The sequence below is a fragment of the Shinella sp. Sh6 genome (assembly GCF_055392685.1).
This window is the reverse complement of record NZ_AP044006.1, coordinates 435,428-460,858: the sequence shown is the minus strand read 5'-3', so window position 1 is coordinate 460,858 and position 25,431 is coordinate 435,428. Positions and strand designations below refer to the sequence as shown.

Annotated in this window: 29 protein-coding genes and 3 pseudogenes; 4 read left to right on the top strand and 28 right to left on the bottom strand. The window is 63.4% G+C overall.

Annotated features, from left to right (window positions below):
• Positions 1–90 precede the first annotated feature (90 nt).
• From ACZ5TO_RS20580 to ACZ5TO_RS20485, 20 genes and pseudogenes are all read right to left on the bottom strand, one after another.
• Complete coding sequence (locus ACZ5TO_RS20580; protein WP_464800489.1) at positions 91–1,332, bottom strand: mechanosensitive ion channel family protein; 1,242 nt, start codon at positions 1,330–1,332, stop codon at positions 91–93.
• Positions 1,333–1,381: 49 nt separating this feature from the next.
• Positions 1,382–1,675, bottom strand: a complete 294-nt coding sequence (locus tag ACZ5TO_RS20575; RefSeq protein WP_184146946.1) for a helix-turn-helix domain-containing protein — start codon at positions 1,673–1,675, stop codon at positions 1,382–1,384.
• An 89-nt stretch (positions 1,676–1,764) separates the two neighbouring features.
• Positions 1,765–2,835, bottom strand: coding sequence for a quaternary amine ABC transporter ATP-binding protein (locus ACZ5TO_RS20570; RefSeq protein ID WP_184146944.1), 1,071 nt, complete (start codon positions 2,833–2,835; stop codon positions 1,765–1,767).
• The gene (locus tag ACZ5TO_RS20565; protein WP_184146942.1) at positions 2,835–3,704 is read right to left on the bottom strand and encodes an ABC transporter permease; all 870 of its coding nucleotides are present in this window, start codon (positions 3,702–3,704) and stop codon (positions 2,835–2,837) included. Before ACZ5TO_RS20565 ends, ACZ5TO_RS20570 begins: the two co-directional genes overlap by 1 nt.
• 100 nt (positions 3,705–3,804) lie before the next feature.
• The gene (locus ACZ5TO_RS20560) at positions 3,805–4,764 is read right to left on the bottom strand and encodes a glycine betaine ABC transporter substrate-binding protein (RefSeq protein WP_281396998.1); all 960 of its coding nucleotides are present in this window, start codon (positions 4,762–4,764) and stop codon (positions 3,805–3,807) included.
• An 870-nt stretch (positions 4,765–5,634) separates the two neighbouring features.
• Positions 5,635–6,030 carry a PIN domain-containing protein gene (locus tag ACZ5TO_RS20555; RefSeq protein ID WP_184146940.1) on the bottom strand — a complete coding sequence of 132 codons (396 nt, stop codon included), beginning with the start codon at positions 6,028–6,030 and terminating at the stop codon, positions 5,635–5,637.
• On the bottom strand, positions 6,027–6,293 hold the full coding sequence (locus ACZ5TO_RS20550; protein ID WP_184146938.1) for a type II toxin-antitoxin system Phd/YefM family antitoxin: 267 nt from the start codon (positions 6,291–6,293) through the stop codon (positions 6,027–6,029). The genes ACZ5TO_RS20555 and ACZ5TO_RS20550 overlap by 4 nt, the downstream gene beginning before the upstream one ends.
• 87 nt (positions 6,294–6,380) lie before the next feature.
• A complete protein-coding gene (locus ACZ5TO_RS20545) occupies positions 6,381–7,322 on the bottom strand; it encodes a DUF2493 domain-containing protein (protein ID WP_464800488.1) in 942 nt (313 codons plus the stop codon).
• A gap of 324 nt (positions 7,323–7,646) precedes the next feature.
• A pseudogene (locus tag ACZ5TO_RS20540) lies at positions 7,647–7,943 on the bottom strand (toprim domain-containing protein); the annotation flags it as partial.
• A gap of 98 nt (positions 7,944–8,041) precedes the next feature.
• The gene (arsH, locus tag ACZ5TO_RS20535) at positions 8,042–8,752 is read right to left on the bottom strand and encodes an arsenical resistance protein ArsH (RefSeq protein WP_281396996.1); all 711 of its coding nucleotides are present in this window, start codon (positions 8,750–8,752) and stop codon (positions 8,042–8,044) included.
• Positions 8,745–9,167, bottom strand: coding sequence for an arsenate reductase (glutaredoxin) (gene arsC / locus ACZ5TO_RS20530; protein WP_464800487.1), 423 nt, complete (start codon positions 9,165–9,167; stop codon positions 8,745–8,747). The genes arsH and arsC overlap by 8 nt, the downstream gene beginning before the upstream one ends.
• 2 nt (positions 9,168–9,169) lie before the next feature.
• Positions 9,170–10,228 carry an ACR3 family arsenite efflux transporter gene (gene arsB / locus ACZ5TO_RS20525; RefSeq protein WP_464800486.1) on the bottom strand — a complete coding sequence of 353 codons (1,059 nt, stop codon included), beginning with the start codon at positions 10,226–10,228 and terminating at the stop codon, positions 9,170–9,172.
• Positions 10,228–10,755, bottom strand: coding sequence for an arsenate reductase ArsC (locus tag ACZ5TO_RS20520; RefSeq protein WP_464800485.1), 528 nt, complete (start codon positions 10,753–10,755; stop codon positions 10,228–10,230). The genes arsB and ACZ5TO_RS20520 overlap by 1 nt, the downstream gene beginning before the upstream one ends.
• 15 nt (positions 10,756–10,770) lie before the next feature.
• Positions 10,771–11,211: an arsenic resistance N-acetyltransferase ArsN2 gene (arsN2, locus tag ACZ5TO_RS20515; protein WP_464800484.1), complete on the bottom strand. Its 441-nt coding sequence runs from the start codon at positions 11,209–11,211 to the stop codon at positions 10,771–10,773.
• Positions 11,208–11,561 (bottom strand): ArsR/SmtB family transcription factor, encoded by a 354-nt coding sequence (locus tag ACZ5TO_RS20510; protein WP_464800483.1) that lies wholly within the window; start codon positions 11,559–11,561, stop codon positions 11,208–11,210. Before ACZ5TO_RS20510 ends, arsN2 begins: the two co-directional genes overlap by 4 nt.
• A gap of 47 nt (positions 11,562–11,608) precedes the next feature.
• Positions 11,609–12,661 (bottom strand): DUF7146 domain-containing protein, encoded by a 1,053-nt coding sequence (locus tag ACZ5TO_RS20505; protein ID WP_464800482.1) that lies wholly within the window; start codon positions 12,659–12,661, stop codon positions 11,609–11,611.
• 104 nt (positions 12,662–12,765) lie between these two features.
• Positions 12,766–12,945, bottom strand: a pseudogene (locus ACZ5TO_RS20500) (DNA primase); the annotation flags it as partial.
• A 12-nt stretch (positions 12,946–12,957) separates the two neighbouring features.
• Positions 12,958–17,430 carry a strawberry notch-like NTP hydrolase domain-containing protein gene (locus tag ACZ5TO_RS20495; protein ID WP_464800481.1) on the bottom strand — a complete coding sequence of 1,491 codons (4,473 nt, stop codon included), beginning with the start codon at positions 17,428–17,430 and terminating at the stop codon, positions 12,958–12,960.
• Positions 17,431–17,547: 117 nt separating this feature from the next.
• Positions 17,548–17,859 (bottom strand): hypothetical protein, encoded by a 312-nt coding sequence (locus ACZ5TO_RS20490; protein WP_184146920.1) that lies wholly within the window; start codon positions 17,857–17,859, stop codon positions 17,548–17,550.
• A gap of 96 nt (positions 17,860–17,955) precedes the next feature.
• Positions 17,956–18,504 carry a hypothetical protein gene (locus ACZ5TO_RS20485; RefSeq protein WP_464800480.1) on the bottom strand — a complete coding sequence of 183 codons (549 nt, stop codon included), beginning with the start codon at positions 18,502–18,504 and terminating at the stop codon, positions 17,956–17,958.
• Between the two features lie 114 nt (positions 18,505–18,618).
• On the opposite strand from ACZ5TO_RS20485, the gene ACZ5TO_RS20480 reads away from it, so the two are divergent.
• Both ACZ5TO_RS20480 and ACZ5TO_RS20475 read left to right on the top strand, forming a co-directional pair.
• Entirely contained in the window at positions 18,619–18,864 is a 246-nt protein-coding gene (locus tag ACZ5TO_RS20480) for a hypothetical protein (protein WP_464800479.1), read from the top strand.
• A gap of 2 nt (positions 18,865–18,866) precedes the next feature.
• Positions 18,867–19,025, top strand: coding sequence for a hypothetical protein (locus tag ACZ5TO_RS20475; protein ID WP_246434379.1), 159 nt, complete (start codon positions 18,867–18,869; stop codon positions 19,023–19,025).
• Positions 19,026–19,107: 82 nt separating this feature from the next.
• Here ACZ5TO_RS20475 and ACZ5TO_RS20470 read toward each other — a convergent pair whose 3' ends face one another.
• The 4 genes and pseudogenes from ACZ5TO_RS20470 to ACZ5TO_RS20455 form a co-directional block, all read right to left on the bottom strand.
• Entirely contained in the window at positions 19,108–19,470 is a 363-nt protein-coding gene (locus tag ACZ5TO_RS20470) for an HD domain-containing protein (protein WP_184146917.1), read from the bottom strand.
• Between the two features lie 82 nt (positions 19,471–19,552).
• Complete coding sequence (locus ACZ5TO_RS20465) at positions 19,553–19,972, bottom strand: hypothetical protein (RefSeq protein WP_464800478.1); 420 nt, start codon at positions 19,970–19,972, stop codon at positions 19,553–19,555.
• Positions 19,962–20,222 (bottom strand): type II toxin-antitoxin system prevent-host-death family antitoxin, encoded by a 261-nt coding sequence (locus tag ACZ5TO_RS20460; RefSeq protein ID WP_184146915.1) that lies wholly within the window; start codon positions 20,220–20,222, stop codon positions 19,962–19,964. The genes ACZ5TO_RS20465 and ACZ5TO_RS20460 overlap by 11 nt, the downstream gene beginning before the upstream one ends.
• Before the next feature lie 63 nt (positions 20,223–20,285).
• A pseudogene (locus ACZ5TO_RS20455) lies at positions 20,286–21,220 on the bottom strand (DUF2493 domain-containing protein).
• 398 nt (positions 21,221–21,618) lie between these two features.
• Here ACZ5TO_RS20455 and ACZ5TO_RS20450 point away from each other — a divergent pair.
• Complete coding sequence (locus ACZ5TO_RS20450; protein WP_464800477.1) at positions 21,619–22,809, top strand: DUF1173 domain-containing protein; 1,191 nt, start codon at positions 21,619–21,621, stop codon at positions 22,807–22,809.
• 71 nt (positions 22,810–22,880) lie between these two features.
• Positions 22,881–23,027 (top strand): hypothetical protein, encoded by a 147-nt coding sequence (locus ACZ5TO_RS20445; protein WP_464800476.1) that lies wholly within the window; start codon positions 22,881–22,883, stop codon positions 23,025–23,027.
• 26 nt (positions 23,028–23,053) lie between these two features.
• On the opposite strand, the gene ACZ5TO_RS20440 is transcribed toward ACZ5TO_RS20445, so the two are convergent.
• The 4 genes from ACZ5TO_RS20440 to ACZ5TO_RS20425 all read right to left on the bottom strand — a co-directional run bounded on the left by ACZ5TO_RS20440 (position 23,054) and on the right by ACZ5TO_RS20425 (position 25,422).
• Positions 23,054–23,236 (bottom strand): hypothetical protein, encoded by a 183-nt coding sequence (locus ACZ5TO_RS20440; RefSeq protein WP_184146907.1) that lies wholly within the window; start codon positions 23,234–23,236, stop codon positions 23,054–23,056.
• Positions 23,237–23,321: 85 nt separating this feature from the next.
• Entirely contained in the window at positions 23,322–24,512 is a 1,191-nt protein-coding gene (locus ACZ5TO_RS20435) for a DUF932 domain-containing protein (protein WP_464800475.1), read from the bottom strand.
• A 212-nt stretch (positions 24,513–24,724) separates the two neighbouring features.
• Positions 24,725–24,949 carry a hypothetical protein gene (locus ACZ5TO_RS20430; RefSeq protein WP_464800474.1) on the bottom strand — a complete coding sequence of 75 codons (225 nt, stop codon included), beginning with the start codon at positions 24,947–24,949 and terminating at the stop codon, positions 24,725–24,727.
• The gene (locus ACZ5TO_RS20425; RefSeq protein WP_464800473.1) at positions 24,949–25,422 is read right to left on the bottom strand and encodes a hypothetical protein; all 474 of its coding nucleotides are present in this window, start codon (positions 25,420–25,422) and stop codon (positions 24,949–24,951) included. The genes ACZ5TO_RS20430 and ACZ5TO_RS20425 overlap by 1 nt, the downstream gene beginning before the upstream one ends.
• Between the last annotated feature and the right edge of the window lie 9 nt (positions 25,423–25,431).

Sequence of the window (25,431 nt, the reverse complement as noted above, 5' to 3'; positions counted from 1 at the left end):
ATAACGAACATCGACTGGCGGCGGCCCTCAGCCCTGTAGATTGGAGGCGGCCAATGTGGAGACGATGCTCCCGCCCTGCTCTTCAGAACTTTACCCGTACCTGCCAGTGCTCTCCCTTTCCGGCAGAAGGAATCGCAAGTCCTCGCCGGTCGGGCTCTGGAACACACGCAGGCCGAATTCCGGGAGGATCGCTAGCAGATGATCGAAGATGTCTGACTGGATGCGCTCGTAGGCAGCCCAGACCGTCGTGTCGGTGAAGCAGTAGATTTCCAGCGGCAGCCCTTCGGGATGCGGCGGAAGCTGGCGCACCATGATCGTCATGCCCCGGTGGACGCCCGGATGATTGCACAGGTAGTCCTCTACGTAGGCGCGGAACGTGCCGATATTGGTAACGCGGCGGGTGTTGGCGGGAATGCGGCCGCGCTCGCCGAGCCTGCCGTTCCATTCGGCGATCTCTTCCCGCTTGCTCTTGAGATAGCCCCCCAGGCGGTCGAGGCTCGAAAGCCTTTCGGTCTCCTCGCCGTCGAGGAAACGGACGCTGGTCTGATCGAGAAGGAGCGCGCGCTTGATGCGCCGGCCGCCCGATTCCTGCATGCCTCGCCAGTTCTTCACCGGCTCGGTCACGAGCTTGCGGATCGGGATGGTGGTCACGGTCTTGTCGAAATTCTGCACCTTGACGGTGTGAAGGGCGATCTCGACGATATCACCGTCGGCATTCTGGCCGGGCATCTCGATCCAGTCACCGACGCGCACCATATCGGTGGACGAAATCTGGATGCCCGCCACCAGCGACAGCAACGTATCCTGGAAGACCAGAATGAGGACGGCGGCCATCGCGCCAAGGCCGGACAGCAGGATCAGCGGCGAGCGGTCGATCAGCGTCGCAATCATGAGGAGCGCGGCGATGACGTAGACCGCGATCTTGACGACCTGAATATAGCCCTTGATGGGCTTAAGCCGCGCCTCGGGCCGGCGATGATAGATGGTGTCGACGATGTTAAGGGCCGCGCTCACGGCCATGGCGGCCGTCAGGATCATGAAGGCGCTGGAGACGTTGCGGACGACGACGACGACGAAAGCCGGCAGGCCAGGCACGAGTGCTATGCCCGTCGACACCACTAGGGCAGGCATGATGTTTGCCAGCCTCTCGACAAGGCCGTGCCGACGCAGGTCCGGGTCCCGGCCGTAAGCGGTCAAGGACAGCGCACGGTTGAGCACGCGCACCAGCAGCGCCTTAACGACAAAATTGGCGAACAGCGCCATGAAGGCGAGCAGCAAGAGTGCCACTGCAATCGTGAGAACCGGATGTATATCGGTAAAATTCCAGATCATCGTTTATCCTGAAAATCTCGCGGCTCACCGCGCGCGGGAGCGTTGTCCCTTACGGCGCGGCGAGCGGCTGCGCGCCGGTCTCGCGTTCGGGGCTTTTCTCGAAGGGGCCGGAGCCAAGCCCGGTCAGCAGCCAGGACGGGCTGACGGCGAGGATGCCGGCCATCATGACCAGCCGGTTGGCGCGCGGAACGTCGCGGTCGCGCTCCCACGCATTCCAGCTTGCCGAAAGAACGCCGAGTCGGCGGGCGGCATCGGCGGCGGAAAGCCCGCAGGCCTCGCGGGCGGTCGAGATGCGGCCGCCGAGTGTATCGTCGCAATGGGGTGTCGTATCGCTGCAAAGCATCGTTCAGTCTCCAATTCATCGGAATCGAGAAAAGCGCAAACGGCCCGGCCGGGAAGAACCGTTCACGGTGATTGTCGTGGGCCCCTGCCCTATGGCTGCCCGTTGTAGCGGGCCAGCGCCCGGATGACTTGTCGCGCCCTGACGCGCCCGATCTGGCTGCCTGCGTCATCGAGGACGCCCACCCATTCATGCCGGTCGAAACAGGGCAGCACGTCCTCGCAGCGCGCATCGGCCGGCATCGCCACCTCGCAAGGCTCGAATACACCCTTCTCCATGATGGTACGGATATGGATCGCCCGCGCCTTGTTCACATCGCGGACGAACTCCTCGATATGGGCATTGGCCGGGTTGAGCACGATCTCCTCCGGCTTGCCTACCTGTTGGACGGCGCCATCCTTGAGCACGGCAATCCGGTTGCCGATCTTCAGCGCTTCGTCGAAATCGTGGGTGATGAACAAGATGGTCTTGTTCAGCGAGGATTGCAGATCGAGAAGCTGCTCCTGCATGCCCGAGCGGATCAGCGGGTCGAGCGCGGAGAAGGCCTCGTCCATCAAGAGGATGTCGGTGTCCATCGCCAGCGCGCGGGCAAGACCGACACGCTGCTGCTGGCCGCCGGAAAGCTGGCGCGGCCGCGATTTCTCGTAGCCGGAAAGGCCGACGATCCCGATCCAGTGCGCGGCCTTCTCCAGCCGTTCGGCCCTGTTCACGCCACGCGTTTCCAGGCCGTAGGCGACGTTGTCGATGACGGAGCGATGCGGCAGCAGCCCGAACTTCTGGAACACCATGGCGATGCGGTTGCGCCGGAAATCGCCGAGCTGTGCCATCGTCATGTCGAGCACCTTCTCGCCATTGACGACGATCTCGCCCGCCGTTGGCTCGATCAGCCGGTTGACGTGGCGGATCAGCGTCGACTTGCCGGACCCCGAAAGCCCCATGACGACATAGATCTGCCCCCGCTCGATATCGAGCGAGACATTGTCGAGGCCAACCACATGCCCGGTCTTAGCCTGTACGTCGGCCTTGGACTTCCCCTGCCGCAGCAGCGCCAGCGCCGCCTGCGGATCGGGGCCGAAGATCTTGGTGACGCCCCGCATGACGATGGAAAGATCATCTGGACCGGCAGAGAGCGCGGAATTGGAAAGCTGGATATGGTCTGTCATCAGCGGACCTCCCCGACACCGATCCGCTCCTGCAGGCGGCGGCCATAGGCTTGAGTGATGCGATCGAAGACGATGGCAAGCGCGACGATGCCGAGGCCTGCGAACAGCCCGCGGCTGACCTCCAGCCGGCCGATGCCCTGGAGCACCTGGTAGCCAAGTCCGCCAGCGCCGATCATCGAGGCAATGACGACCATGGCGAGCGCCATCATCGTCGTCTGGTTGATGCCGGCAAGGATGGTGGGCAGCGCGAGCGGGATCTGCACCCCGAACAGACGTTGCGTCGATGAGGTGCCGAAGGCGCGGCTCGCCTCCATCACCGCCGGGTCCACGTTGCGCAGGCCGAGATCCGTCAGCCGTATCAGGGGCGGCGAGGCATATACGATGGTCGCAAGCAGCGCCGGTATCTTGCCCGGCCCGAAGATCATCACCGTCGGAATGAGGTAGACGAAGCTCGGCAGGGTCTGCATGAGGTCGAGCACGGGCGTCACCATGTGGCGCGCACGCTCGGAGCGGGACATCCCCACACCGACGGGAATGGAGACGACGATCGCCGTCAAGGTCGCTGCGATCATCAGCGCCGTGGTTATCATCGCGTCGCGCCACAGCTGCATCAGGCCGAGAAAGACCAGCCCCAGGAAGACGACCAGCGGCAGCCGCCAGTTGCGCGTCGCCAAGAAGGCGAGGCCGACGAAGAAGCCGATGAACAGCCACCACGGCGTTGCGATGAGCAACCGCTCGATCCAATTCAGCAGCACCAGTAGCGGATGGGCCGCGGCCTCGAGTTCCCCACCCCAGTTGCGCACAACCCAGCCTAACCCGTCGTCCACAGCGCGCCGAAGCGGCCGCGTGTCGATCAGTTCCGGAAACATCCGTCCCCCTTACGATATGCAATTGGAAAGCCTGCCGGAAGAAAATGCGACCGGGCGGACGGCCCGGTCGCATGCAGGCATGGAAATAGCCGCAGCGGCATCAATCCAGGAAGGCCCGCACCTTCCCGGCAACCGCGTCCGGAACCCACTTCGTCCACACGTCCTGCTCGGTCTTGAGGAAGTTGCGGGCCGTCTCGGCTGCGTCCGCCTTGTTCTCGTCGCCATAGACGAGAAGCGAACTGATCTGGGCATTGCTCAATCCGGCCTTGGCCAGGTAGGCGGCGACGGCCGGCGCTTCCTTCGGCAGCCAGGAGGCCGCGCCGATGATCGCCGGGGAAGACGGATAGGCGGTGACGCCGGGTGGATCGGTGCAATCGGTGTCCGTGTTGCAGGCGTAGACGTCCGGCTTCGCCGGCCCGAGATCGAGCTGAACCGCATCGTATTTACCGAGGATCGAGGTCGGCCCCCAGTAGTAGAACAGGATCGGCTCTTCACGGGTGAAGGCGCGCGCGATCGAGGCGTCGAGCGCACCGCCGGATCCCGGCGAAAACAGGTTCCACCCCTTGCCGGACATGCCGAAGGCTTCATAAAGCGCCGACGTCGACAGCTCGCACGCCCAGCCGGGAGGGCAGGAATACAGCCGCCCCTTGTCGCCGCTCTCCGGGTCCGGGAAAAGATCGGGCCGGGCGATCACCGCTTCGGCGCTCGTCAGTTCGGGATGTTTCTCCTGCACGTAGCGCGGGATGAACCAGCCCTCGACCGTACCGTCGGTGATGGCATCGCCGAGCTTGACGACAATGCCGTCCGCGATGCCTTTCTCCCAGGCCTCCTCGACCGTGCTGGTCCACAGTTCCGGCGCGATTGCGGGCGCGCCGCGCGAAATCATCGAGGCGGAGGTCGGAACGGTGTCGCCCGTCACGATCTCCACCGAGCAGCCGTAGCCGTGCTCCAGGATGATCGCATGGATATGCGCAAGCGCCGCCGCCGATGGCCAGGTCATTTCCGCGATGTCGATCTTCCTCTCGGTCCCGCAAGCGGCAGCGTCCTGCGCATTCGCCATACCGGGCAAGGTGGAAATCATGCCGACGGAAAGAAAGGAAACCCCCATAAGGGTGGCGATAGCACCCGATTTTTCAAGCATATTCAGCCCCATGCACAATTAAATACGCACAAAAGCTAACATTCACATAATATTATGTCAAATCAATGATATACATACAGACAGAACCTAAATTTATCCTCATTTTCCATTTACATCCAAGGAATATTATTTCAATAAATAGTTTTACGCAGTCGAATATAATTCAACAGCGTGAAATTTTTCCCGCAAAAATATCTTTAACATGAGAAAAAAATTCTTTCTACAAGATTGCATGCCGTTGCCGCCGTGCCGACGAATTCCTACAGCTCTAAAAATTCAGAACGAAGAGAACTTCCGAATAAATTTAGGAAACTAAAGATAAAAGTAACAAAATCTCTATAATTCACAGTAATAAAATAATTTATTCTTTAAATATAAAATAACGACTCATGCACAACGCAGCATTTATGCTTTATCCAGCAAGAATTCATCATAGGAAACATTCCCACTCATCCCGCTCATAGATGACTTTCGGCCCCCAGCCCCTCCATTGCCTGCCCTACCCGCACAGGCGGCAGATCTCACCGCGTGCATAGGTGCCAGCGACCTGTTGCCAAATGGGTCTTAACGTGAAGGATCCAGAAGCGCATCGCCTTGCTCAGGCTATCGGCCATGACGGTGATACCGAAACGGCGGGCCAATGTCGCGAAGGTTTTCGGCGATGCCAGAATCCGGGAAATAAGGACGTTTGTCGGCTCTGCGATATACGCACGCCTGAAGGGCTGTCTATCGGGGTCGCCCAGGAACTGGCTTGAGCATTTTGGTCACCCGCGCCGGCCATGGAGTTGGTCAAGCAGCAGGTTCCGAGCGGGCCAGGAAGGAAGCACCATAGAGTGGTACGTTCCGATCTTCGGAAACGAAATGCGCACCCTCGGCGAGCGCCTGCGCCATGAGGAGATGATCGAACGGATCGCGATGGTGAATCGCGAGTCCGGCCAGCGCAATCAAATGGGCATCGGTGATGTCCAGGCGCTGAAAGCCTTCGCCCGGGAGGATGCCAAGAATTTCAGAGATATCCGCATCGAGCTTGCCGATGCGCAGCTTCACGGTGATCTCCCGTAGGGAAACCGCGCTGACAAGAACGTCGTTTGCGGGGTCGCCGATAAGGCTGCGTGAACGCCCGCCCAGTTTCTCGTCGTCATTCAACCACCACAGAAGCGTGTGGGTATCGAGCAGAAGTCTCACGCCCCCTCTTCCATCACCTTCAGGACGTCCGCAGGCAGAGCGTCGAAATCATCGGCAAGCTTGATCTTGCCGCGCAAGGCACCCGGCTTGCGGATTGCGACGTCGGATGAGGGCGGGCCGATCTCGGCAACGATCTTGTGGTGGGACGTCAGGACAAAGCGCTGCCCGTCCTCGACCTGCCGCAGGAAGGATGTCGGGTTGCCGCGAAACTCCCGCACACCGACACGGCGTGGAGACGATGTGTTTTGTCGAGGTCCAGCCATTGCGTCGCTCCATTTCCGAGGAAATGCGTACACATTCCTTCGGAAATGCAAGGGCTGAGCATCGAGCCACATGAAGGAAAACGGCGCTCACGCGCCGTCTCCTTTCAGTTCCCAGACCCTGATGCCGAAGCGGCGGGCCTTGTCGCGAAGGTTTTCGGTGATGCCGGAGCCCGGGAAGATGATGACGCCTGCCGGCATCACGGAGAGCATCTCGTCGTTGCGGCGGAACGGGGCGGCCTTCGCGTGCTTCGACCAATTCGGCTTGAAGGCGACCTGCGTCACGCCGCGGGATTCGGCCCAGCACGCTGCAATGCGTTCAGCGCCCTTCGGCGAGCCGCCGTGCAGCAGCACCATGTCGGCGTGCCTGGCGAGCGCCTTGTCGAGCGCGGCCCAGATCCGCTCGTGATCGTTGTAGTCCAGGCCGCCTGCGAAGGCGATCTTGGTGCCGGCCGGGATCAGAACCTCGGTCTCGACGCGCCGGCGGGCGGAAAGGAAGTCTCTGCTATCGATCACCGCCGCGGTCATGTTGGCGTGATTGACCTTCGAGCCGGTGCGCGGCCGCCATGCCGAGCCGGTCTGCGCCTCGAAGAGGTCGCCGGCGAAATCGCGCATGAACTCGAAGGCGTTGCGACGCTCGAGGAGCGAGATGCCCTCCATGACATGGCGTTCGAGCTCGACGCTCTTCACCTCCGAGCCGTCCTGCTCGCGCTGTCCGTTGCGCTGGGCGTCCTCGTTGCGCTGCAACTCGCGCTGGATACGCTCGCCGGCACGGTGGAAGAGATTGACGGTCGACCAGAGCATGTCTTCGAGATCGGGTTCCAGGCGCGTGTCGCCGAGCATCTCGAACATGGCGTCGAACATCGCGGTCAGCGCGGACTGGACGACCGGCTCCGCCGGCAGGGGGCGCGGATCCGGCTCGTCCTGGAACGGACGATAACCGAAGACCTGCATCTCGTAGATGATGCGGTCGGTCGGGGACGATGCGTGGCGGGGCTCGACAGCGGCGTCGATGGGAAGCAGGACGTTCATGATGGTCTCCGTCGGTTGGGGGCCGCGCCTCTCGCGGCCTGACGGCGATCCCTTTCCATCCGGCGGGCAGGCCGGAACCGCGGCGCTTGCGCCGCGGCCCAGCGCAGCGCCGGGCCGCCGGGGACAGGTTTTTTGCTCCGCGAGGAGCGCCGGCTTCGCCGGCGCGGGGAAAAAGCTGGCCGCCGGCGGTTGGAGGCCTGAACGCCTGATGGTAAGGGTCGCCTCTCGGCAGGCCCGCGGGCGCGGTCCTCCGTGCGGCGAGCGATATGCCCTGCCCTCTCCTTCGCCGCTCCCACCCCGCTGCATCTCCTCATCACGGCCTCATCACGACGGCAGAAAGACGGTTGCGTCTTCCCGGGCGAGCTGTGCTCTCAGACTGGCGATGAGCCGGCTCGGGTCCAGCCGCAGATCGTCATTGAAGTCGCCAAGTTCCGGGGCGAGCACCAGCGGCAGGATCCCGCAGGCGCGCGCCCGGCACTTCAATCGCTCGATGCCGTTCCGGCCGGCGGCATCCGCGTCCGCGGCGATGTAGAGACGCACGCAACCGGAAGGCAGCTCGAAGGTGGCGAGGTGCTTGGCAGTCAGCGCCGAGACCATTGGCATGGCGGCCATGACGTGCGCCGCTCGTCTTGAGCGCCGCACTCGGCTCGATCGGTATTGCGGCGTTTGTCGCGGTGGCGATGGCGACGAAGCGGAGCCTCGTCGCCGCGCCGAGCCCGTCAAATTGACCGCAACGATACACGCTTCTCAAGCTCGGCCGCCTGTTCCTTGCGCTCGCTGTAGCGGTCGGTGAGGTAGGGGGAAGCATCGCGCGTCAGGACGGTGAACTTCACCAGTTCCTCGCAGACGTCCACCACCCGGTCGTAATAGGACGAGGGCTTCATCCGGCCGTCGGCGTCGAATTCCTGATAGGCCTTGGCGACGGAGGACTGGTTGGGGATGGTGATCATCCGCATCCAGCGACCGAGGATCCGCATCTGGTTGACGGCATTGAAGGACTGGCTGCCGCCCGAGACCTCCATCACGGCGAGGGTCTTTCCCTGGGTCGGCCGAACCGATCCGACCGAGAGCGGTATCCAGTCGATCTGCGACTTCATGATGCCGGTCATCGCGCCGTGGCGTTCCGGGCTCACCCAGACCTGGCCTTCCGACCACTGGGAAAGCTCGCGCAGTTCCTGCACCTTCGGGTGACTCACTGGCGCCTCGTCAGGGAGCGGCAGACCCCTCGGGTCAAAGACACGAACTTCGCATCCGAGCCGCTCGAGCAGCCGGCGGGCCTCGAATGCGAGCAAGCGGCTATACGAGATCTCGCGCAGCGAGCCGTACAAGATCAGGATACGGGGCTTGTGCGTCGAGAACGAAGGGCGCAGGGCATCGACGTCGGTCGTGCGCAGGTGCTGATCCTGCAAAGCGGGGAACGTGTCAGGCAATGCGCTTTCCTTCCTGGTCGAGAACCTCTTCGCCGTCCTCCTTGAAGAACGGCCCCTTGAAGGTGTCGGGCAGGATGTCGAGCACGGCCTCGGACGGGCGGGCCAGCCTCGTGCCGAGCGGGGTCACGACGAAGGGGCGGTTGATGAGGATCGGTGTCGCGACCATCGCATCGAGCAACTGCTCGTCGGTCAGGTCCGGGTTGTCGAGACCGAGATCTACATAGGGCGTGCCCTTCTCGCGGATGGCTTCCCGGACCGTCAGGCCAGCATCTGCGATCATCGCTACTAGCTGCTCGCGCGTCGGCGGCTCCTGGAGATATTCGACAACGGTCGGTTCGATCCCGGCCGCGCGGATCAGCGCCAGCGTGTTGCGGGACGTTCCGCAGGCGGGGTTGTGGTAGATGATGGCGTCCATGGTCATTGCCTTTCGGTAACGGTGCTTCGGGAAACGGCGGGGGCAGCCTCGTACCAATCCTTCGAGCGGTTCACGATCCAGACAACCGAGAGCATCACCGGAACCTCGATCAGCACACCGACGACAGTGGCGAGCGCGGCACCGGACTGGAAGCCGAACAGGCTGATGGCGGCGGCGACCGCAAGCTCGAAGAAATTGCTGGCGCCGATCAGGGCCGACGGGCCGGCAACGCAATGCCGTTCGCCGGTCATCCGGTTCAGGAGATAGGCGAGCGCGGAGTTGAAATAGACCTGGATCAGGATCGGGATGGCGAGCAAGCCGATCACAGCGGGCTGGGCGATGATCTGCTCGCCCTGGAAGGCGAAGAGCAGGATCAGGGTTGCAAGAAGCGCCACCAGCGACACCGGTTGCAACGTCGCGATCATTCCATCCAGCGCCCGCGTCGTTCCGTCGGCCGTGAGCCGATGGCGGATAACCTGTGCCATGATGACGGGCACGACGATATAGAGGGCAACCGACAGGGCAAGCGTGTCCCACGGCACGGTGATGGCGGAGAGGCCGAGCAGCAGGCCGACGATCGGCGCGAAGGCGACGACCATGATCGCGTCGTTCAGCGCGACCTGTGACAGCGTGAACAACGGCTCGCCGCGCGTCAGGTTGCTCCAGACGAACACCATGGCCGTGCAGGGCGCAGCGGCCAGGATAATCAGGCCGGCGATATAGGAGTCGATCTGATCGGCCGGCAGATAGGGGCGCAGCAGCCAGCCGATGAACAGCCAGCCGAGCAGCGCCATGGAAAACGGCTTGACGGCCCAGTTGATGATCAGCGTGATGCCGATACCGCGCCAATAGGTGCCGACCTGCGCCAGAGACCGGAAATCGATCTTGAGCAGCATCGGGATGATCATCAGCCAGATCAGAACTGCCACGGGGATGTTCACCTTGGCGACCTCGGCCGCGCCGATGCTCTGGAAGAGACCGGGCATGAAATGGCCAAGGGCCACGCCGACAATGATGCAGAGGAAGACCCAGATGGTGAGATAGCGTTCGAACGTGGACATCAGGCGGACTTTCCTTCGAGGCTGGTCGTGCCCTCCATCGCACCGATCTGGCGAAGCCTGGTCTCGATCGCCATTCGTTCGATCGAGGCGAGCGGGAGATTGATGAAGGCCATGATCCTGTTCTTGAGGAAACGGGCGGCCTGGGCGAAGGCGCGCGGAATCTTGGCGTCCGATCCGACGACGGCGGCCGGATTCTCGACGCCCCAATGGGCCGTCATCGGATGGCCGATCCAGACCGGGCAGGCTTCGCCGGCGGCGCTATCGCAGACGGTGAAGATGAAATCCATCTGCGGGGCATCGGGTTCGGCGAACGTGTCCCAGCTCTTCGACAAGAAGCCCGTCGAGGGATAGCCGAGCGCCTCCAATTCCGTCAGGGCGTGCGGATTGACCTCCCCCTTCGGCTGGCTGCCGGCGGAATAGGCTTTGAACCGTCCGCCGCCTTCCTTGTCGAGGACGGATTCGGCGAGAATAGAACGAGCAGAATTGCCCGTGCAGAGGAACAGCACGTTGTAGGTCTTGTCGGTCATGGTCGTGGTCCGCGGTTAGGTCGGCGGCTTGATAAGCTTCATGATGGTCGCTGACGATGGGCAGATGGAGGAAAGCTGGCGCGTCGCCAGCACCGCTGCGGGTACGCTATCGCGCTGGACTTCGGAAAATCCGATGCGCGCAAAGAAGGGCGCCGCGCTCGTCGTCGCGAGGAAGACGGCGCCGCCAGGGACGAGACTCGCCACCGTCCCCTCGACCATGGCTTTGCCGAGACCGGATCCGCGCCGATCCGGATGCACGACGACGGAGCGGAGGAGGTAGTCGCCATCGCAGCGCTCGAGACCGGAGAAGCCAACGATCTGGCCTTCGGCTGACAGCGCTTTGAAGAAGGTCCGGCCGCCATCCTCGATGTCGTCTATGGGCAGATGGGCGTCGGTCAAAGCCGCCTTGAGGCCGGCATCGCTGCCTGTGATCTGCTCCAGCCTGATGATGCTCATGACACCTTCGCCTCGGGGCTGCAGCAGGATGCCAACTCGGCGATCAGCGGGGCGCAAAGCTCCGTCGATCCGCCGCAGCAGTCCTTCAGCAGGAACAGCGTCAGCTCACGCAGGCCGTTGAGGGCGGCGCGATAAATGATCGATCGGCTCTGCCGTTCGCTCGTGACCAGTCCCGCCCGCGACAACGTCGCGAGATGGGCCGACATCGTGTTCTGCGGCACGTCGATGAGGCGGGCCAGTTCGCCGGCCGGGATGCCATCAGGCTCGTGCCGAACGAGAAGCCGGAAGGTCTCCAGCCGCGTGGTCTGGGCCAGGGCACCGAGCGCCGCGATTGCCGTATCATTATCCATATATCCAGAATAAAGGATATATGGCCGCTGTCAAGACAGCAGGCCGGTCACTTTATGCTGGCCGCTCCGATGCGCATAAACCGCCTCCTGTCCGTCGGGATGATTTGGTATTGGAGGTTGGCTCGTAGCTTGGCGAGGCCGAAGGCCTGCAGGTCTTCGTTGAAGTCGCCCATGCGCGGCGACAGGGCGAGCGCCTCGATACCTGCGGCTTCGGCGCGTTCGGACAATGCTGCAAAGGCCATGTCGCCCGCGGCGTCGGCGTCGCGGGCGATGTAGAGCCTGCGCAGCGCGGGCGGAAACAGAAGGGCAGCAAGGTGGTTGGCCGACAGCGCGGCCGCCATCGGCATGGCAGGCAATGCGCACCGCAACGACAGCATCGTCTCGATGCCTTCTCCGACAGCGAGAACATCCTCGACCACCCCAAAGCGGACGGCATGACCGAGAAGACCACCCATCGCCTTCCTCTGGATATCGAGCGGCGCCTTGCCTGAGCCGTCCGGGGCGAGCCAGGTCCGATGCACGCCGGTGATGGCGCCGGAAAGATCGGTGACGGCGGCGATCATCGCCGGCCAGGTCTCGGTCGGGGAATGCTCATCGGGCTTGTAGAAGCATCGGGGATGGAAACGCAGTGATCCGGTTCCAGCAAGCATGGTGATGGCGCGGTGGCCTAGATAGGCCTCGACCAGCGTTCCAGGGATCGGCTGCGACATGGCGAAGAGCCGCCGCGAGGCCTTCGGCGACCCGGCAGAGGCAGGCGAACGAGAGGATTTCAGGGCGCCGTGCGGCTCGTCGCGCGGCAGGCTCAGAAAGCGCCTCGCCTCATCGGCGACATCGCGAAAGTCGGTGAACCCGCAGCTCTCCCGGATGACATCGAGAAGGTCGCCATACTCGCTCGAGGCGGCGTCGGTCCAATGCCCCTGAGCGCCGGGGCCGGATTCCGGTCCACTCAGCCGGACGAACATCGATCTGCCGGGCGTGTTGCGAGCGTCGCCCACCGTCCAGTAGCGGCCCCGACGCCGGCCGTTGGACAGATAATGGCGGCAGACCGCCTCGGCGTCGCGAGCCAAACGGCGTGCCAGTTCGGAAGCATCGCAGGGCATCACGAAATCCCCCGCGTGCTGACATTCTGTTGCGTGGAAACCGTCGACCGTCTGCAGGGCAGCGCCTGATCGCCGAACCGTAACGTAACCCGCGCCGCACCATATTCGGTCCACCGGCCGGCGCGTGGACCGGACAGATGAACGTAGAGCGACTTGCCCTTGCTGTTGGCAGTGTCGCCGACGATCCAGCAATTGCCGGCCCTGCGGCCGGCGGAGCGGTCGTGCCGGCAGACCGCCTCGACAGCACGCGCGAGACGGTTCGCCAGTTCGGAGGCCGTGAGCATGGCGATCCTCCTTCAGTGCCGGCTGACGACATCGAGCAACCGATGACGCTGCATCAGGCGCGACAGGATTGCAGCGCCTTCCTCGGTGACCGGAATGAAGAAGCGCAGCTTCCATGCGATCATCTCCGAAAACAGGCCGATCGCGCGTAGCCAGTCGCGCATCCCGTCCGTGAAGCCGGTCAATTCGACGCGGTTGTCGTTCATGACCCGGACGCGGCGCACCGTCATCTCGCCCGCGAGGCTGATGATTGAGGAGCCATCGACCACCGACCGCCACGCCTGCTCCGGGTCGAGCACCTCGCTCCGGTCGATCCCGAAATTGTTGCACAGCCGGGAGAGGCCGGCCGGGGCGATCACGCGGCCGACGATGCGCTCGCCATCGTCGGTCTGCAGGCGGTAGACCCGGCAATAATCCTGCGGCAGCAGTTTCCAGATCGGCAGTAGCAGGCCCGAGACGACGTGCAACGTCGAAGTCGAGAATTCCGGCACCTTGGCGACCTCGGCATTCCAGGCGGCGGCGAACACCTGTTCGTCGGCCTCCTCCCAGTTCGTTTCTTCGAGATGACGGATCTCGAAGCGCAGTTCGTCCATCGGCCGGATCAGCGCGACGCGCGGCTGGAGCGAGCCGTCCTCGAGCATGATGGAGCGCGTCGGGGCCATGACCGCGGCGCGTTCGGACTTTGCGTTGATCATCAGCTTGGCGCGCGGGTCGTGCGCCACCAGACGAAGGGCATCCTCGATGAGCATCGGCCGGTTGCGGTCCAGGCGCTCGATGGTCAGAAGGTGCGACTGCGCGCCCGTGACCGGATGAGTGTAGACCAGCTTGCGATCCTTCAGCGTCATGCGATCGGCCGTCAGCGTCTCCAGGCCCTTGTCGTAGACGCCGGCGGCGATGGCACCCTCGATGCGGGCCGCCAGCAGTTCCTCGAAGGACTCGAAGAGGACGTTTTGCATGGCAATGGTCAGCGCCAGCATGCGATTGAGGAAGGTGTGGATGGGCGGCAATTCATCCCTCAACCCACCATCCTCGTCGCAGAGTGAGAGGCCCGTGATCGTCTCGAAGGTTTCCAGCGAGCAGCCGGTGACAGCACCGCTATGGACGCGCTTGTAGAATTGCCTGAGCGCATCGCGGGCGTATTGGGATTCGAGATTGTCCTCGCTGCGGAACATGCCCTGCCCGCCGGTCTGGCGCTGGCCACGGGTGATCGCGCCGAGCGTGTCGAGCCGCCGGGCGATCGTCGAGAGAAACCGCCGCTCTGCCTTCACGTCGGTCGCGACCATCCGGAAGCGCGGCGGCTGGACCTGGTTGGTGCGATGGCTGCGCCCGAGGCCCTGGATCGCGACATCGGCGCGCCAGCCGGCTTCGAGCAGGTTGTGCAGGCGCTGGCGCTGGTTCTTCGCGCCAAGATCGGCATGGTAGGAGCGCCCGGTTCCACCGGCTTCCGAGAAGACGAGGATCGGCTTCCGGTCATCCATGAAGGCGCGCGTCTCGTCGAGATTGGCGCTGCCCGGCCGGCTCTCGACGGCAAAGCGTGCAAAGGCGCCGTCACCATCCCGGCGAACGATGCGACGGGAGCGCCCGGTGATCTCGGCAACCTTTTGCGTCCCGAAGTGCTGGACGATCTGGTCGAGCGCGGTCGGGATCGCCGGCAGGCTACCGAGCTTTTCCAGCAATTCGTCACGGCGGGCGACGGCCTCGCGGCACAAGACCGGATTGCCGTCGGCATCATAGACCGGCCGGGAAAGGAGTGTGCCTTCGCTGTCCGTGTATTCCTCGAAGAGCTGGGTCGGGAAGGAGTTCATGAGGTACTCCGCGACGATCTCGCGCGGGGTGACGTCCACCTGGATGTCGTTCCATTCCTCTGTCGGGATTTCGGCGAGCCGCCGTTCAGTTATCGATTGTCCCGTCGAGATGAGCTGGACAATGGCGGCATGACCGTCCGCCACGTCCTGGTTGATCGTGCTGATCAGCGTCGGCGTCTTCATGCTCGTCAAAAGATGATTGAAGAAACGCTGCTTCGTGCTCTCGAAGGCGGAGCGCGCCGCGGCTTTGGCGTTTTTGTTGAGCGTGCCGGTCGCCGAGGTGATGCTGCACGCTTCCAACGCCTGATCGAGGCGATTGTGGATCACCTGATAGGCCTCGGCATAGGAATCGTAGATGCGGATCTGCTCCTCGGTCAGCGCATGTTCGAGGATCTCGTATTCGACGCCCTCGAACGACAACGAGCGAGAGGCATAAAGGCCCATCGCCTTGAGGTCGCGCGCCAGCACCTCCATGGTCGCGACGCCGCCATCCTCGACGGCGGCAATGAACTCGCTGCGCGTGGCGAAGGGGAAGTCGGCGCTGCCCCAAAGACCGAGCCGTTCCGCATAGGCGAGCGACTCGACCTCGGATGCACCGGTCGCCGAGACATAAACGACGCGTGCGTCGGGCAGCGCGCGCTGAAGGCGAAGGCCGGCGCGGCCCTGCTGGGAGGCAGCCTTGTCGCCACGGTCGGACTTGCCGCCGGCGGCATTGGCCATGGAATGGCCCTCGTCGAAGATGATGACGCCGTCGAATAGCCTCGCTTCATCGACCACGCCCTCCTTACCTTCGCCCTCGCTGAGCCAATCGACGATCTGCTGAACGCGGGAGGACTTCCCCTCGCGTTCGTCCGTGCGGAGCGTCGCGAAGGTCACGAACAAGATGCCCTCGTCCAGCTTGATCGGCTTGCCCTGCCGGAAGCGCGAGAGAGGCGTGACCAGCAGCTTCTCCTGACCGAGCGCGCTCCAGTCGCGTTGGGCATCCTCGATCAGCGTCTCGGACTTGGAGATCCAGACGTGCCGCCGGCGACCCTTTAGCCAGCTGTCGAGAATGATGCCCGCGGCCTGTCGGCCCTTCCCGGCTCCCGTGCCGTCACCCAGAAACCACCCACGACGGTATCGCACCGCGCCTTCGGTTTCCGGGCTGACGGCGGTGAGATTGTCGAAGGAGGCATCGACTTTCCAAGAACCGGCGAGATGGCCCGAATGGGCTTCGCCGGCATAGATCACGCTTTCGAGCTGGGCGTCCGACAGATCGCCGGCGGTGATCACGCTCTTGGGGAGGTGGGGCCGATAGCTCGGCTTGGGCGGGGCGACCGATGCCATGGCGACCGACTCGACCAGCTTGTCGGGATGCGGCTGGGCGTCCGGAATGCGGATCGCTCGCAGCTCGTAGGGCTCGTAGATGCCGTCGGCGGCATCCAGACGCGTCGACGGCGGCGCATCGCGCAGTTCGTAGGCGAGTTCGACGATCTCCTCATGGGCAGGCGCGGGGGCCAATGACGCCCGGGTCGGTGCGCGGGGAGAGACCACGGGGCTCGGCCGCAATCCCGCGACAGCGGCGGGGCGCAGTGTTTCGGCGGCCTTGCGCGCAGCCATTTTCGCGGCGCAGGCCCGCAGAATGCCGTTGGACAGCGCGCCTATGGAGTTCGATGCCGCCGACGGAGAGCGCGGCGGCAGGCCCGAGATCCAGGAGAGCAATGTGGTAAGATCGGGTGCGACACCGCGACTTTCAACCAGCTTCGTCGGATCGGCCGCCGCAATCTTGTCGATGACCGTCAGCCGCGTTTCCATCGTCGTGCCGTGGCGGGCGAAGACACTGCCGGCGATCGCTGCGCTGAACGCGACCGTGCCGCGCTCCTGCAAGTGAAGGAAGGCGTCACGCCACTTCGGGTTGTCGGGAGAAAGGCTGGAGCCGGTGATGGCGACAAGGCGGCCGCCCGAAGCGAGACGGGCGAAAGCCGAGGTGAGATGCCGCCATGCTGCATCGGCCATGCGGCCCTCAACATGTGCCCCGGCGGAGAACGGCGGGTTCATCAACACGACGGTGGGGCGAGCGGCGCGATCGAGATAGTCATCGATATGGGCCGCGTCGTGGTGCGTGACCGGTGCTCCGGGAAACAGATGTTCGAGGAGGGCGTGTCGAACCGGCGCATATTCGTTGAGCACGAGGCGCGCGTGGGCGAGCTCGCCGAAGATCGCCATGAGGCCGGTCCCGGCGGACGGCTCGAGCAGGACGTCGTCCGCCTTGATGGAGGCGGCCCGCGCCGCAACATAGGCAAGTTCGACGGGCGTCGAAAACTGCTGGAGTCTCTGGCTTTCCTCGGATCGGCGAGTGTGTGTCGGAATGAGCGCGTTGAGCCTGGTCAGGATGGAGAGAGCCGCCTCGGGCGTATTCGTCCGGGCGGATATGGCCGAGCCGAATTTGCGAAGGAAGAGCACCTGGGCGACTTCGGTCGCCTCGTATGCGTCCTTCCACGACCAGAATCCCTCGGCGTCCGAGCCGCCGGATTCAGTGGTGAGGACGGCGCGCAGGTGGGCCGATGTGATGGACTGGCCGGCTTCGAGAAGTGGCACGAGCGCACTCCCGGCTGCAAAGATGGTGCTGGCGCGGCTGCGTTGTTCGGGCAAGCGGGGCTTGCTGGCAAACGGGTTCGTGGCAAAGGAGGACTGAGCGTTCATGGGAAACCTCATCGAGAGCGGAAAGGAGCCGGCCGCCGGGCGCTCTCCAACCCCGCCAGGCCACACCTTCCCGGCCCCTCTCTCCCTCTCGGCGGCACGGGCGGCGGCGCCCGGCCTTCAGCCGGGCGCGAGCTTGAGGTTCCCGAATGCAGCGATGCCGGCAACCGAGACTTCGTGCAGCACGGCCTTGCCGCCGGCAGCGATCCACGCCGCGGCTTCGCCGGCGGACATTTGTTGGACATGGACGAGGTTGCGCTCCGCGCAGAGGCGCTGGCGGTCGAAAGCGTCACGATCCTCGAAGGCGTAGAGTGTGTCGCCCGGACCGTCCCAATAGACGACGGCAAAGCACACCGGCTGGACGATCTCGGAACGGAAGTTGAGGAAGACCGGCGCGGCGGTGGGCGAATGGGCACATGGTGAGAGGGTCATAGGACTCTCCTGAAACGTGAACAGGCTCGGCGCTCTCGCGAGCACCGGGCCTGGCGGGGAGATGGAAACGGCAGGCGGGCGTTTGATCGCGATCGATCAGGATGGACCGGGAGCCATGGCCTCGACGAAAACCTCGTCGCTGTTGGCTTCGCGCAGCTTCAGAATGCGCCCATCGACAACAACGCACTCGTTGATCCAGTTGTGATCCAGCTTCGAGTGTCGGCCACACAGATCGGCCGGGACATAGACGATCGTGAAATGCGGATACTCGTTACCGTCCTGGGCGATATGAATGGCGGGTCCTTTGACCGCGATGACGATGCCGCCGGTGCCGTAGGACGTGCACACAGCCATACCGGGACGCACGAGAGCCGGGGCATCGGGGCGCATGGTGGCGTACGGCGCGATAGCGGCCTGGATCGTGTCCGCCAAGATCGGCCGAATAGAGGGAATGGGCGAGGTATTGCCGCGGCGCACCCGGTCGCGTTCTACTGTGGGTCTCCATGACCGCCCCCTTTGTCGTCGGTCATAGCCGTAGCCGGCGAGCAGGCCATGATCGGCGGCGATCATCGCGCCGATGCGCGCTATCACCGGTTCCGGCAGCTCGAATATGTCGCGTGATCCGCCTATGAATATCATCGCCATGGCCGCTCTCCTTTTTCCACCAACAGACCTGCCCCCTCCCGGCCCACCTCTCCCTCTCAGCGACCGCATCGTCTCGAAGGAGCGGAACGGCCAAGCCGTTCCGCGGGCCGGCAGATGGTGAAGCCGGCCTTCGGCCCGCGTTTGCTGCGCGGGGAGAAAGAGGGAACCAGCCGTGCCAGCGCCCGCCCGAGACCTGCGGCGATGCCCTTCATTGCCAACGTCGTAGCTGTCATACGGATGTCAAATATTGACATTGAACTCACGGAGATCGAAATCCAGAACGACAAAGCCATCCGGGAGGGCGCGGCCATGACCGCCAACCTGCATGTAAGTTTTCCCGATGAAATGCACGCCGAGTGAATATGCGCGCGCTGATCCGCGAAGATATGGCGCACGGGGAAGACCGTCGTTATGCGGTCCGATCCTTGCTAAAGGCGGAGGACGAATTCCGGCGCGGGGAGATGCTACCTGTGTCCGCCCTGGACATCATCGACACGGAACTGGACGCGGAACTGCGATAGTGGCCGCAGGCCACCTTCTCCTGCCTGACGATCCTATCCCTATGTGTCGCTTTAATCTTGCTCCAGCACCTTCAATGCCGCCTCATACCGCAGACGAAGGTGTTCGGCCAGGGCGAAGGTTGTCACGGATGTCGGCAATTTTCACCAATCTAGCGTTCGGATTCAGCGCCACACGATCGATGAACTTTTTGTAGCTTTCCTCGCTGCGCCGGGTGAGCGCCTCAACCGCATTAACGACAGCCTGCGGGAACCGGGCGTCGATATCTGAAAGCGCCGTGTCTGTGTCCTCGACAACGTCGTGCAACACGGCGATCACCTGCAGCATCTCGTCCGAAAATGTTGAGGCCACTCGCAATGGATGGAAGATATAGGGCGCGCCAATCTTATCGGTCTGTCCGTCGTGGGCGAGCGCAGCCATGGTTATGGCATCTCGGAGCATCGTCATGTTTGGTCTTTCGATGTGCTGGAGATGCGGTTACGAGAAGCGATCGCACGTGGAGATTAGACTCCAAGGCGTACGCATCGGGTCAGTCGAGACGGCTTACACGACGTCCGGAGTTGCGTGCGCTTCCGAAAGCGGTCGCGATCTTCATCATGAATGTCTTGCTGAACCGCCCAAGGGTTTTCTTGTCGGGCTCAATGTACCAAGAACGCTCGGCGATGTCATAGTTATACTCATCGACGATCACCCAGCATTGCTTGAGATCGCCGAGACCGGCGCGCCGGCACTCAATTGCGGAAACCTCCAAGGCAATCCGATCGGCCTGCGGCGGTTGTGTCGTGATGGCGAGAAGCGCCAAATGAGTCAGGCCATCATTGGCACCACGCACGGCGACAACGACACAGGTCGGGCGGGCCTTTCGGCCTTCGGTTTCATCGCGCTCGTTCTGCCAAGTCCAGAGATATGGATATGTGATGACCTGACCAGGTAGATATTCACGGCTCATCGTCATAGCCTTCGCCGCGCACCAGCCGGTCGATTGCCAAACCGAACAACTCTTCGTGCGCATCGGGCATCTGCGATGCACGATGTACCTCGCGCAGATCGCCGCCAGTGCGCATGCGCTCGTAATGATCGTAGCTCATGAGCACGAAGCGTGGTTTCCTGTGCTTCGTGAGCACCACCGGTTCGCGGGCGGCGGCGTCTGTGACGTCACCGACCTGCTTATTGAGATCGCCTGTCGTAAAGTGCCGCATAGTCTCTCTCCTTCATCGATCTCCATAATATCCAGATTTTCCAGATTTGCAAGAAAACGGTGCTCACGCGCCGCCTCCTGTCAGCTCCCAGACGGTGATGCCGAAGCGGCGGCCTTGTCGCGAAGGTTTTCGGTGATGCCGGAGCCCGGGAAGATGATGACGCCTGCCGGCATGACGGAGAGCATCTCGTCGTTGCGGCGGAACGGGGCGGCTTTCGCGTGCTTGCTCCAGTTCGGTTTGAAGGCGACCTGCGTCACGCCGCGGGATGCCCAGCACGCCGCGATGCGCTCAGCGCCTTTCGGGGAACCGCCATGCAGCAGCACCATGTCGGTGTGCTTGGCGAGCGCCGTGTCGAGGGCCGCCCAGATCCGGTCGTGATCGATATAGTCGAGGCCGCCGCCGAAGGCGATCTTGGTGCCGACCGGGATCAGCACCTCGGTCTCGGCGCGGCGGCGGGCAGAGAGGAAATCTCTGCTATCGATCATCGCCGCGCTCATGTTGGCGTGATTGACCTTCGAGCCGGTGCGCGGCCGCCATGTCGAGCCGGTCTGCGCCTCGAAGAGGTCGGATGCATAGTCGCGCATGAATTCGAGGGTGTTGCGGCGCTCGAGGATCGTGATGGCCTCCATGATATGGCGTTCGAGCTCGACGCTCTTGACTTCCGAACCGTCCTGCTCGCGCTGTCCGTTTCGCTGGGCGTCCTCGTTGCGCTGAAGCTCGCGCTGGATGCGTTCGCCCGCGCGGTGGAAGAGATTGACCGTCGACCAGAGCATGTCTTCGAGATCGGGTTCCAGCCGGGTGTCGGCGAGCATTTCGGCGAAGGCGTCGAACATCGCGGTCAGCGCGGACTGGACGACCGGCTCCTCCGGTAGCGGGCGCGGATCCGGCTCGTCCTGGAAGGGACGATAACCGTAGACCTGCATCTCGTAGATGACCCGGTCGGTCGGGGACGATGTGTGGAGCTCAGTAGCGGCATCGATGGGAAGCTGGACGTTCATGGTGATCTCCGTCGGTTACGGCCGCGCCTCTCGCGGCCTGACGGCGATCCATTTCCATCCGGCGGGCGGGCCGGAACCGCGGCGCTTGCGCCGCGGCCCAGCGCAGCGCCGGGCCGCCGGGGACAGGTTTTTTGCTCCGCGAGGAGCGCCGGCTTCGCCGGCGCGGGGAAAAAAGCTGGCCTCCGGCGGTTGGAGGCCCGAACGCGGTAAGGGTCGCCTCAGCGGCACGCGCTCTCCAGTCTTTAACCAGGCCGCCTGGCCCGAAGCCTCCCTCTCACCCGACCCTCCAGCCTCGTCGCCTGTCGCAGCCGCCCGGCACGATGTTTTACTATGCAAATCGATGACAGTATAACATCGTCACACCACGCAGGGCTTTGTCTGGAAAGAGGAGAGCGACAGTGCGGACATTCATGATCGGCGATCAGGCATTCTCGGAAAATTCCCCGGAATTCCGGGCGCTTCTTCCGCGCGCCTATGAAGAACGGCTTCGTCCGATGTGCATGTGCAGGCAGCCGACCGTCGCGATGTACATCGCCCGACTGGATGATCAGTATCTTGTAAAGCGCATGCCGCTATCCGGACGCGAGCACGATCCGGCCTGCCCTTCCTATGAACCGCCATATGAGCTTTCCGGGCTCGGGCCGCTCATCGGCAGCGCCATCCAGATCGACGCCAGCGGCAAAGCCGATCTGAAGCTCGATTTTTCCCTGGCGAAGCGGGGTCCGCGCGCTGCGGCCGGCACACCGACGGAACAGTCGGAACCAGGCATTCGCAGCGAACCGCGCAAACTGTCGCTCAAGGCCATGCTCCACTATCTCTGGGAGGCCGGCGAACTGACGGAATGGCGTTCCGTCTGGGCCGGGCGGCGCGGCTGGAGACGTGTCCGCACCAGCCTGATCAACGCAGCGTCACAGATGACGGCGAGAGGCGGCCCGCTCAGCGACATGCTCTATGTGCCGGAGGTCTACCAGACGGACGACAAGGACGGCATCGCCGCACGGCGCGCGAGCACGCTGAAAGGCGTGCAGGCGACAGGTTCGGGACCGCGCAAGCTGATGATGATTGTCGCGGAGGTGAAAGAGGTCTGCCCGGCCCGCGAGGGGCAGAGGATCGTCGTGCGGCACATGCCCTTCCCTGTGATGATCGAGGATCGAGCCTGGCGGCGGCTGGCAGCTCGCCACGAAATCGAGCTCGAACTATGGCATTCCAGCGAGGCGTTCCATCTGATCCTCATTGCCACGTTCGGCATCTCGACTTCCGGCATCGCGTCGGCCGATGAAGTTGCATTGATGGTTGTGAACGAGCACTGGCTGCCCTTCGAGGACATCAACGAATTGCGACTGCTGGAAAAGCTCAGCCATCTGAAGAGGAAGAGCGTGAAGGGCCTGCGCTTCAACCTTCCGCGCGACGCGCCGATCGTGTCGGTTACGCTGCCCGAGCAAAAACCCGCGCCGGTGGCCATGTTCATCGTTCCGGCGAGCGCCGACGAAGAATACGAGCGCGCGCTCGCCGACATGATCGGGACAAGACCCGAGATCACACCTTGGGTCTGGCGTGTCGGCGATGGCGAAATCCCTCGCCTTCCCTGATCGTGGGCAGGCTCCCGCAAGCAAGAGCAGCTGATGGAAGACAGTCATGTGCCACATTCAGCCGGGCCATCATGAAGCCTGGGAAGAAGCCGTTCGTCGTCGCGCTCAAGAATCGGCGACGCCTTCCTTGGAAAAAAGCGTCGATCTCGGGCCGCATCGACCTTAAGGCCGCCAGCGACGCGGTCGCGATCGAACAGACGGCAACGAAGCTGCTTTGATGCCCCCGGCCCCGCGCCGTCATCGGTCATGCGGATTGCCGGCCCAACCGCGGATCGTCGACATGGTCGATCGAGACCTTCGCGGCGCCGGCGCGCCGTGCGTTCTTGAGCCGTTCAGCGAGAATATCGTCGAACGAGGCGTTGAAAAGGCGGCCGACCTTTTCGATAGCCTGCGCGGCGACCTGTGCATGAAAGGAAAAGCTGGTCATTGTGCGTTCTCCATGTTCGCGAACACCCGGCACGATGGCCGGGCGCTGATGAGATCAAGGCGGGTGTTTGCGGGAGTGAACCTGGTCAGGCCGCACTTTCGAGCAGCCTGCGCGCCTTGCCTTCCAGGTCCAGGCGGGTGTCCTGATGCGCTTTTCCGCGCGCAAGCGCGGTGATGCCCTGCACGAAATCGAAGATGCTCTCCGGCGGTCGCCCCTCCTCCGAGAGGACCGTGTCGATGATCTTGCCGGTTTCCGCCTTCGAGAACCCACGCTTGCGCAGGAAGCTGGACCGATCCTCTTCGTTGCGGGCGACGATCCTCTCGCGGGCAGCACGAATGCCGTTGATAAACGGCGCCGGCGATGAGCTCGCGAAATTCATCAGTGCCGGCGCGGCCTCATGCGCGAAGCGTTTTGCCGCGAACTTCGAGTGCCGGATGGTGATTTCCTCGAAATTTTCGCAACCCCAGAGGTTGCGATTCATGCACACGGCACGAAGGTAGAAGCTGGCGATCCCGAGTGTTTTCGAGCCGACCTCCGAGTTCCAGGCATAAAAGCCGCGGAAGTAGAGATCCGGCTCGCCGTTCGGCAGCCGTCCCGCCTCGATGGGGTGCGTATCGTCCACCAAGAAGAGGAAGACGTCCCTGTCGCTGGCGTAGAGCGTCGTCGTGTCCTTGGTGACGTCGACGAAAGGATTATGGGTCATGGTCGACCAGTCGAGGACGCCTGGCACCTTCCAGATCGTGTCGCCGGTTCCGTTCCCGGCGATGCTCATCACCGCCGCGACAAGTTCCTTATCCCAGATGCGGCCGTATTCGGGACCCGTCACCGCCCGCAACTCGACCCGCCCGTCGTCCATCTCCAGGGTCTTGACCAGTTCGGCACTGTGGTTGAGCAGCCCGTGCTGGAGATTGATTGCTGCGAGCGGCGCGGGAAGCTGGCGCATGTAGCTCGCCGGCGCGCCGACAAGGCTGCACAATTGGCCGTAGCTCCAGTGGGTCGGCGCCAGCGGCACATGGCTGCCGGGAACGACAAGGAAAAGGCGTTCGGCGTTGTCGCGTGTCGCCTCGACGCGGATGTCCGCGCTTTCGACAGTGCGAACCCGGGCGCGTTCCGTCCGCTCGCTGACTGCGCGATGGAGGTCGGAGAGCGAAAGATAACGCTCGTCGTCGGGCCGTGAGAACCATTCGGACGATACACGGCCGATGCGCTCTCCGCGCGAAATATCGACCTTGAAGCCGGACGATACAGCCGGCGAACTGGGAATCATGGAGTGCATGTTGAGTTCTCCTAAAACGAGAGAGCCCGGCCGGCGCTATCGCGCCAACCGGGCCGGTGGGATGAAAATGAACCGCAGGGTGAGCCATCTGGCGCGGCAAGAAGTCAGCTGCGGACCCCCTCCCGGAGCACCCGCAACCCGCCCCCCGAACTGCCCGCCTCTTCCTCTTGCGGCGACTGACGAGCATGTCGGAGCGCGAGCTTCTTGTCGCGCTACCAGTCGTCGAACGGCAAACCGTCAACCTGGTCCCCGTTGCGATCGCGCAGGATAGGACTGAAGCCGCTCTTAGAACTGGCGAGGTCCGAGAGGCGCTCCATACGGCGGCGCGAAAGGTCTTTCCGTTCAGCCCGGCGGCTGACCGGCAAGAGCAGGATGACCCCGTCCCTTCCTGCTTTGTTGGCGATGCGCTCAAGTTCGTCGTAGGTGTCGTTGCGCATCAGGCGGCCCGTCCTTCGATGACATCCGCGCAGATCTCCTCGACGCAAACCTCTTCGAGGCGGATATTGATGTGACCGCTCTCTTCGACCCAGCGACGGGCGTCGACCATGCTTGGGGCAAGGTAGAGCAGGATGCTGTGGGCGCCGTATTCCTGAAGGACACGAACTTCGCCGGCGACGGGGCGACGGACAACCTCGAACGAGAGATCGCTATCGAGTGGGAAGGCTTGCCGGGCGGCGATCGCAGCATCGAGATCCATTTGAAACGCGCCCGGTAGAAGCGTAATCGCGCCTGCCGCCGACCCAATGATACTGGAACGAGGCGGCGTGCATCGAACGAGCCAACCTAAGCCATTGCCTTTCTTCCAGGCAGCGAGGGCATCGGCGTCCTCTTCGGATGGCCGCGGGACAGAGTTGCGAAAGGCGATCATCGCGCCGATCGGCGCGCGTTCGTAGATGGTCATGACGGACATGTTCGTCTC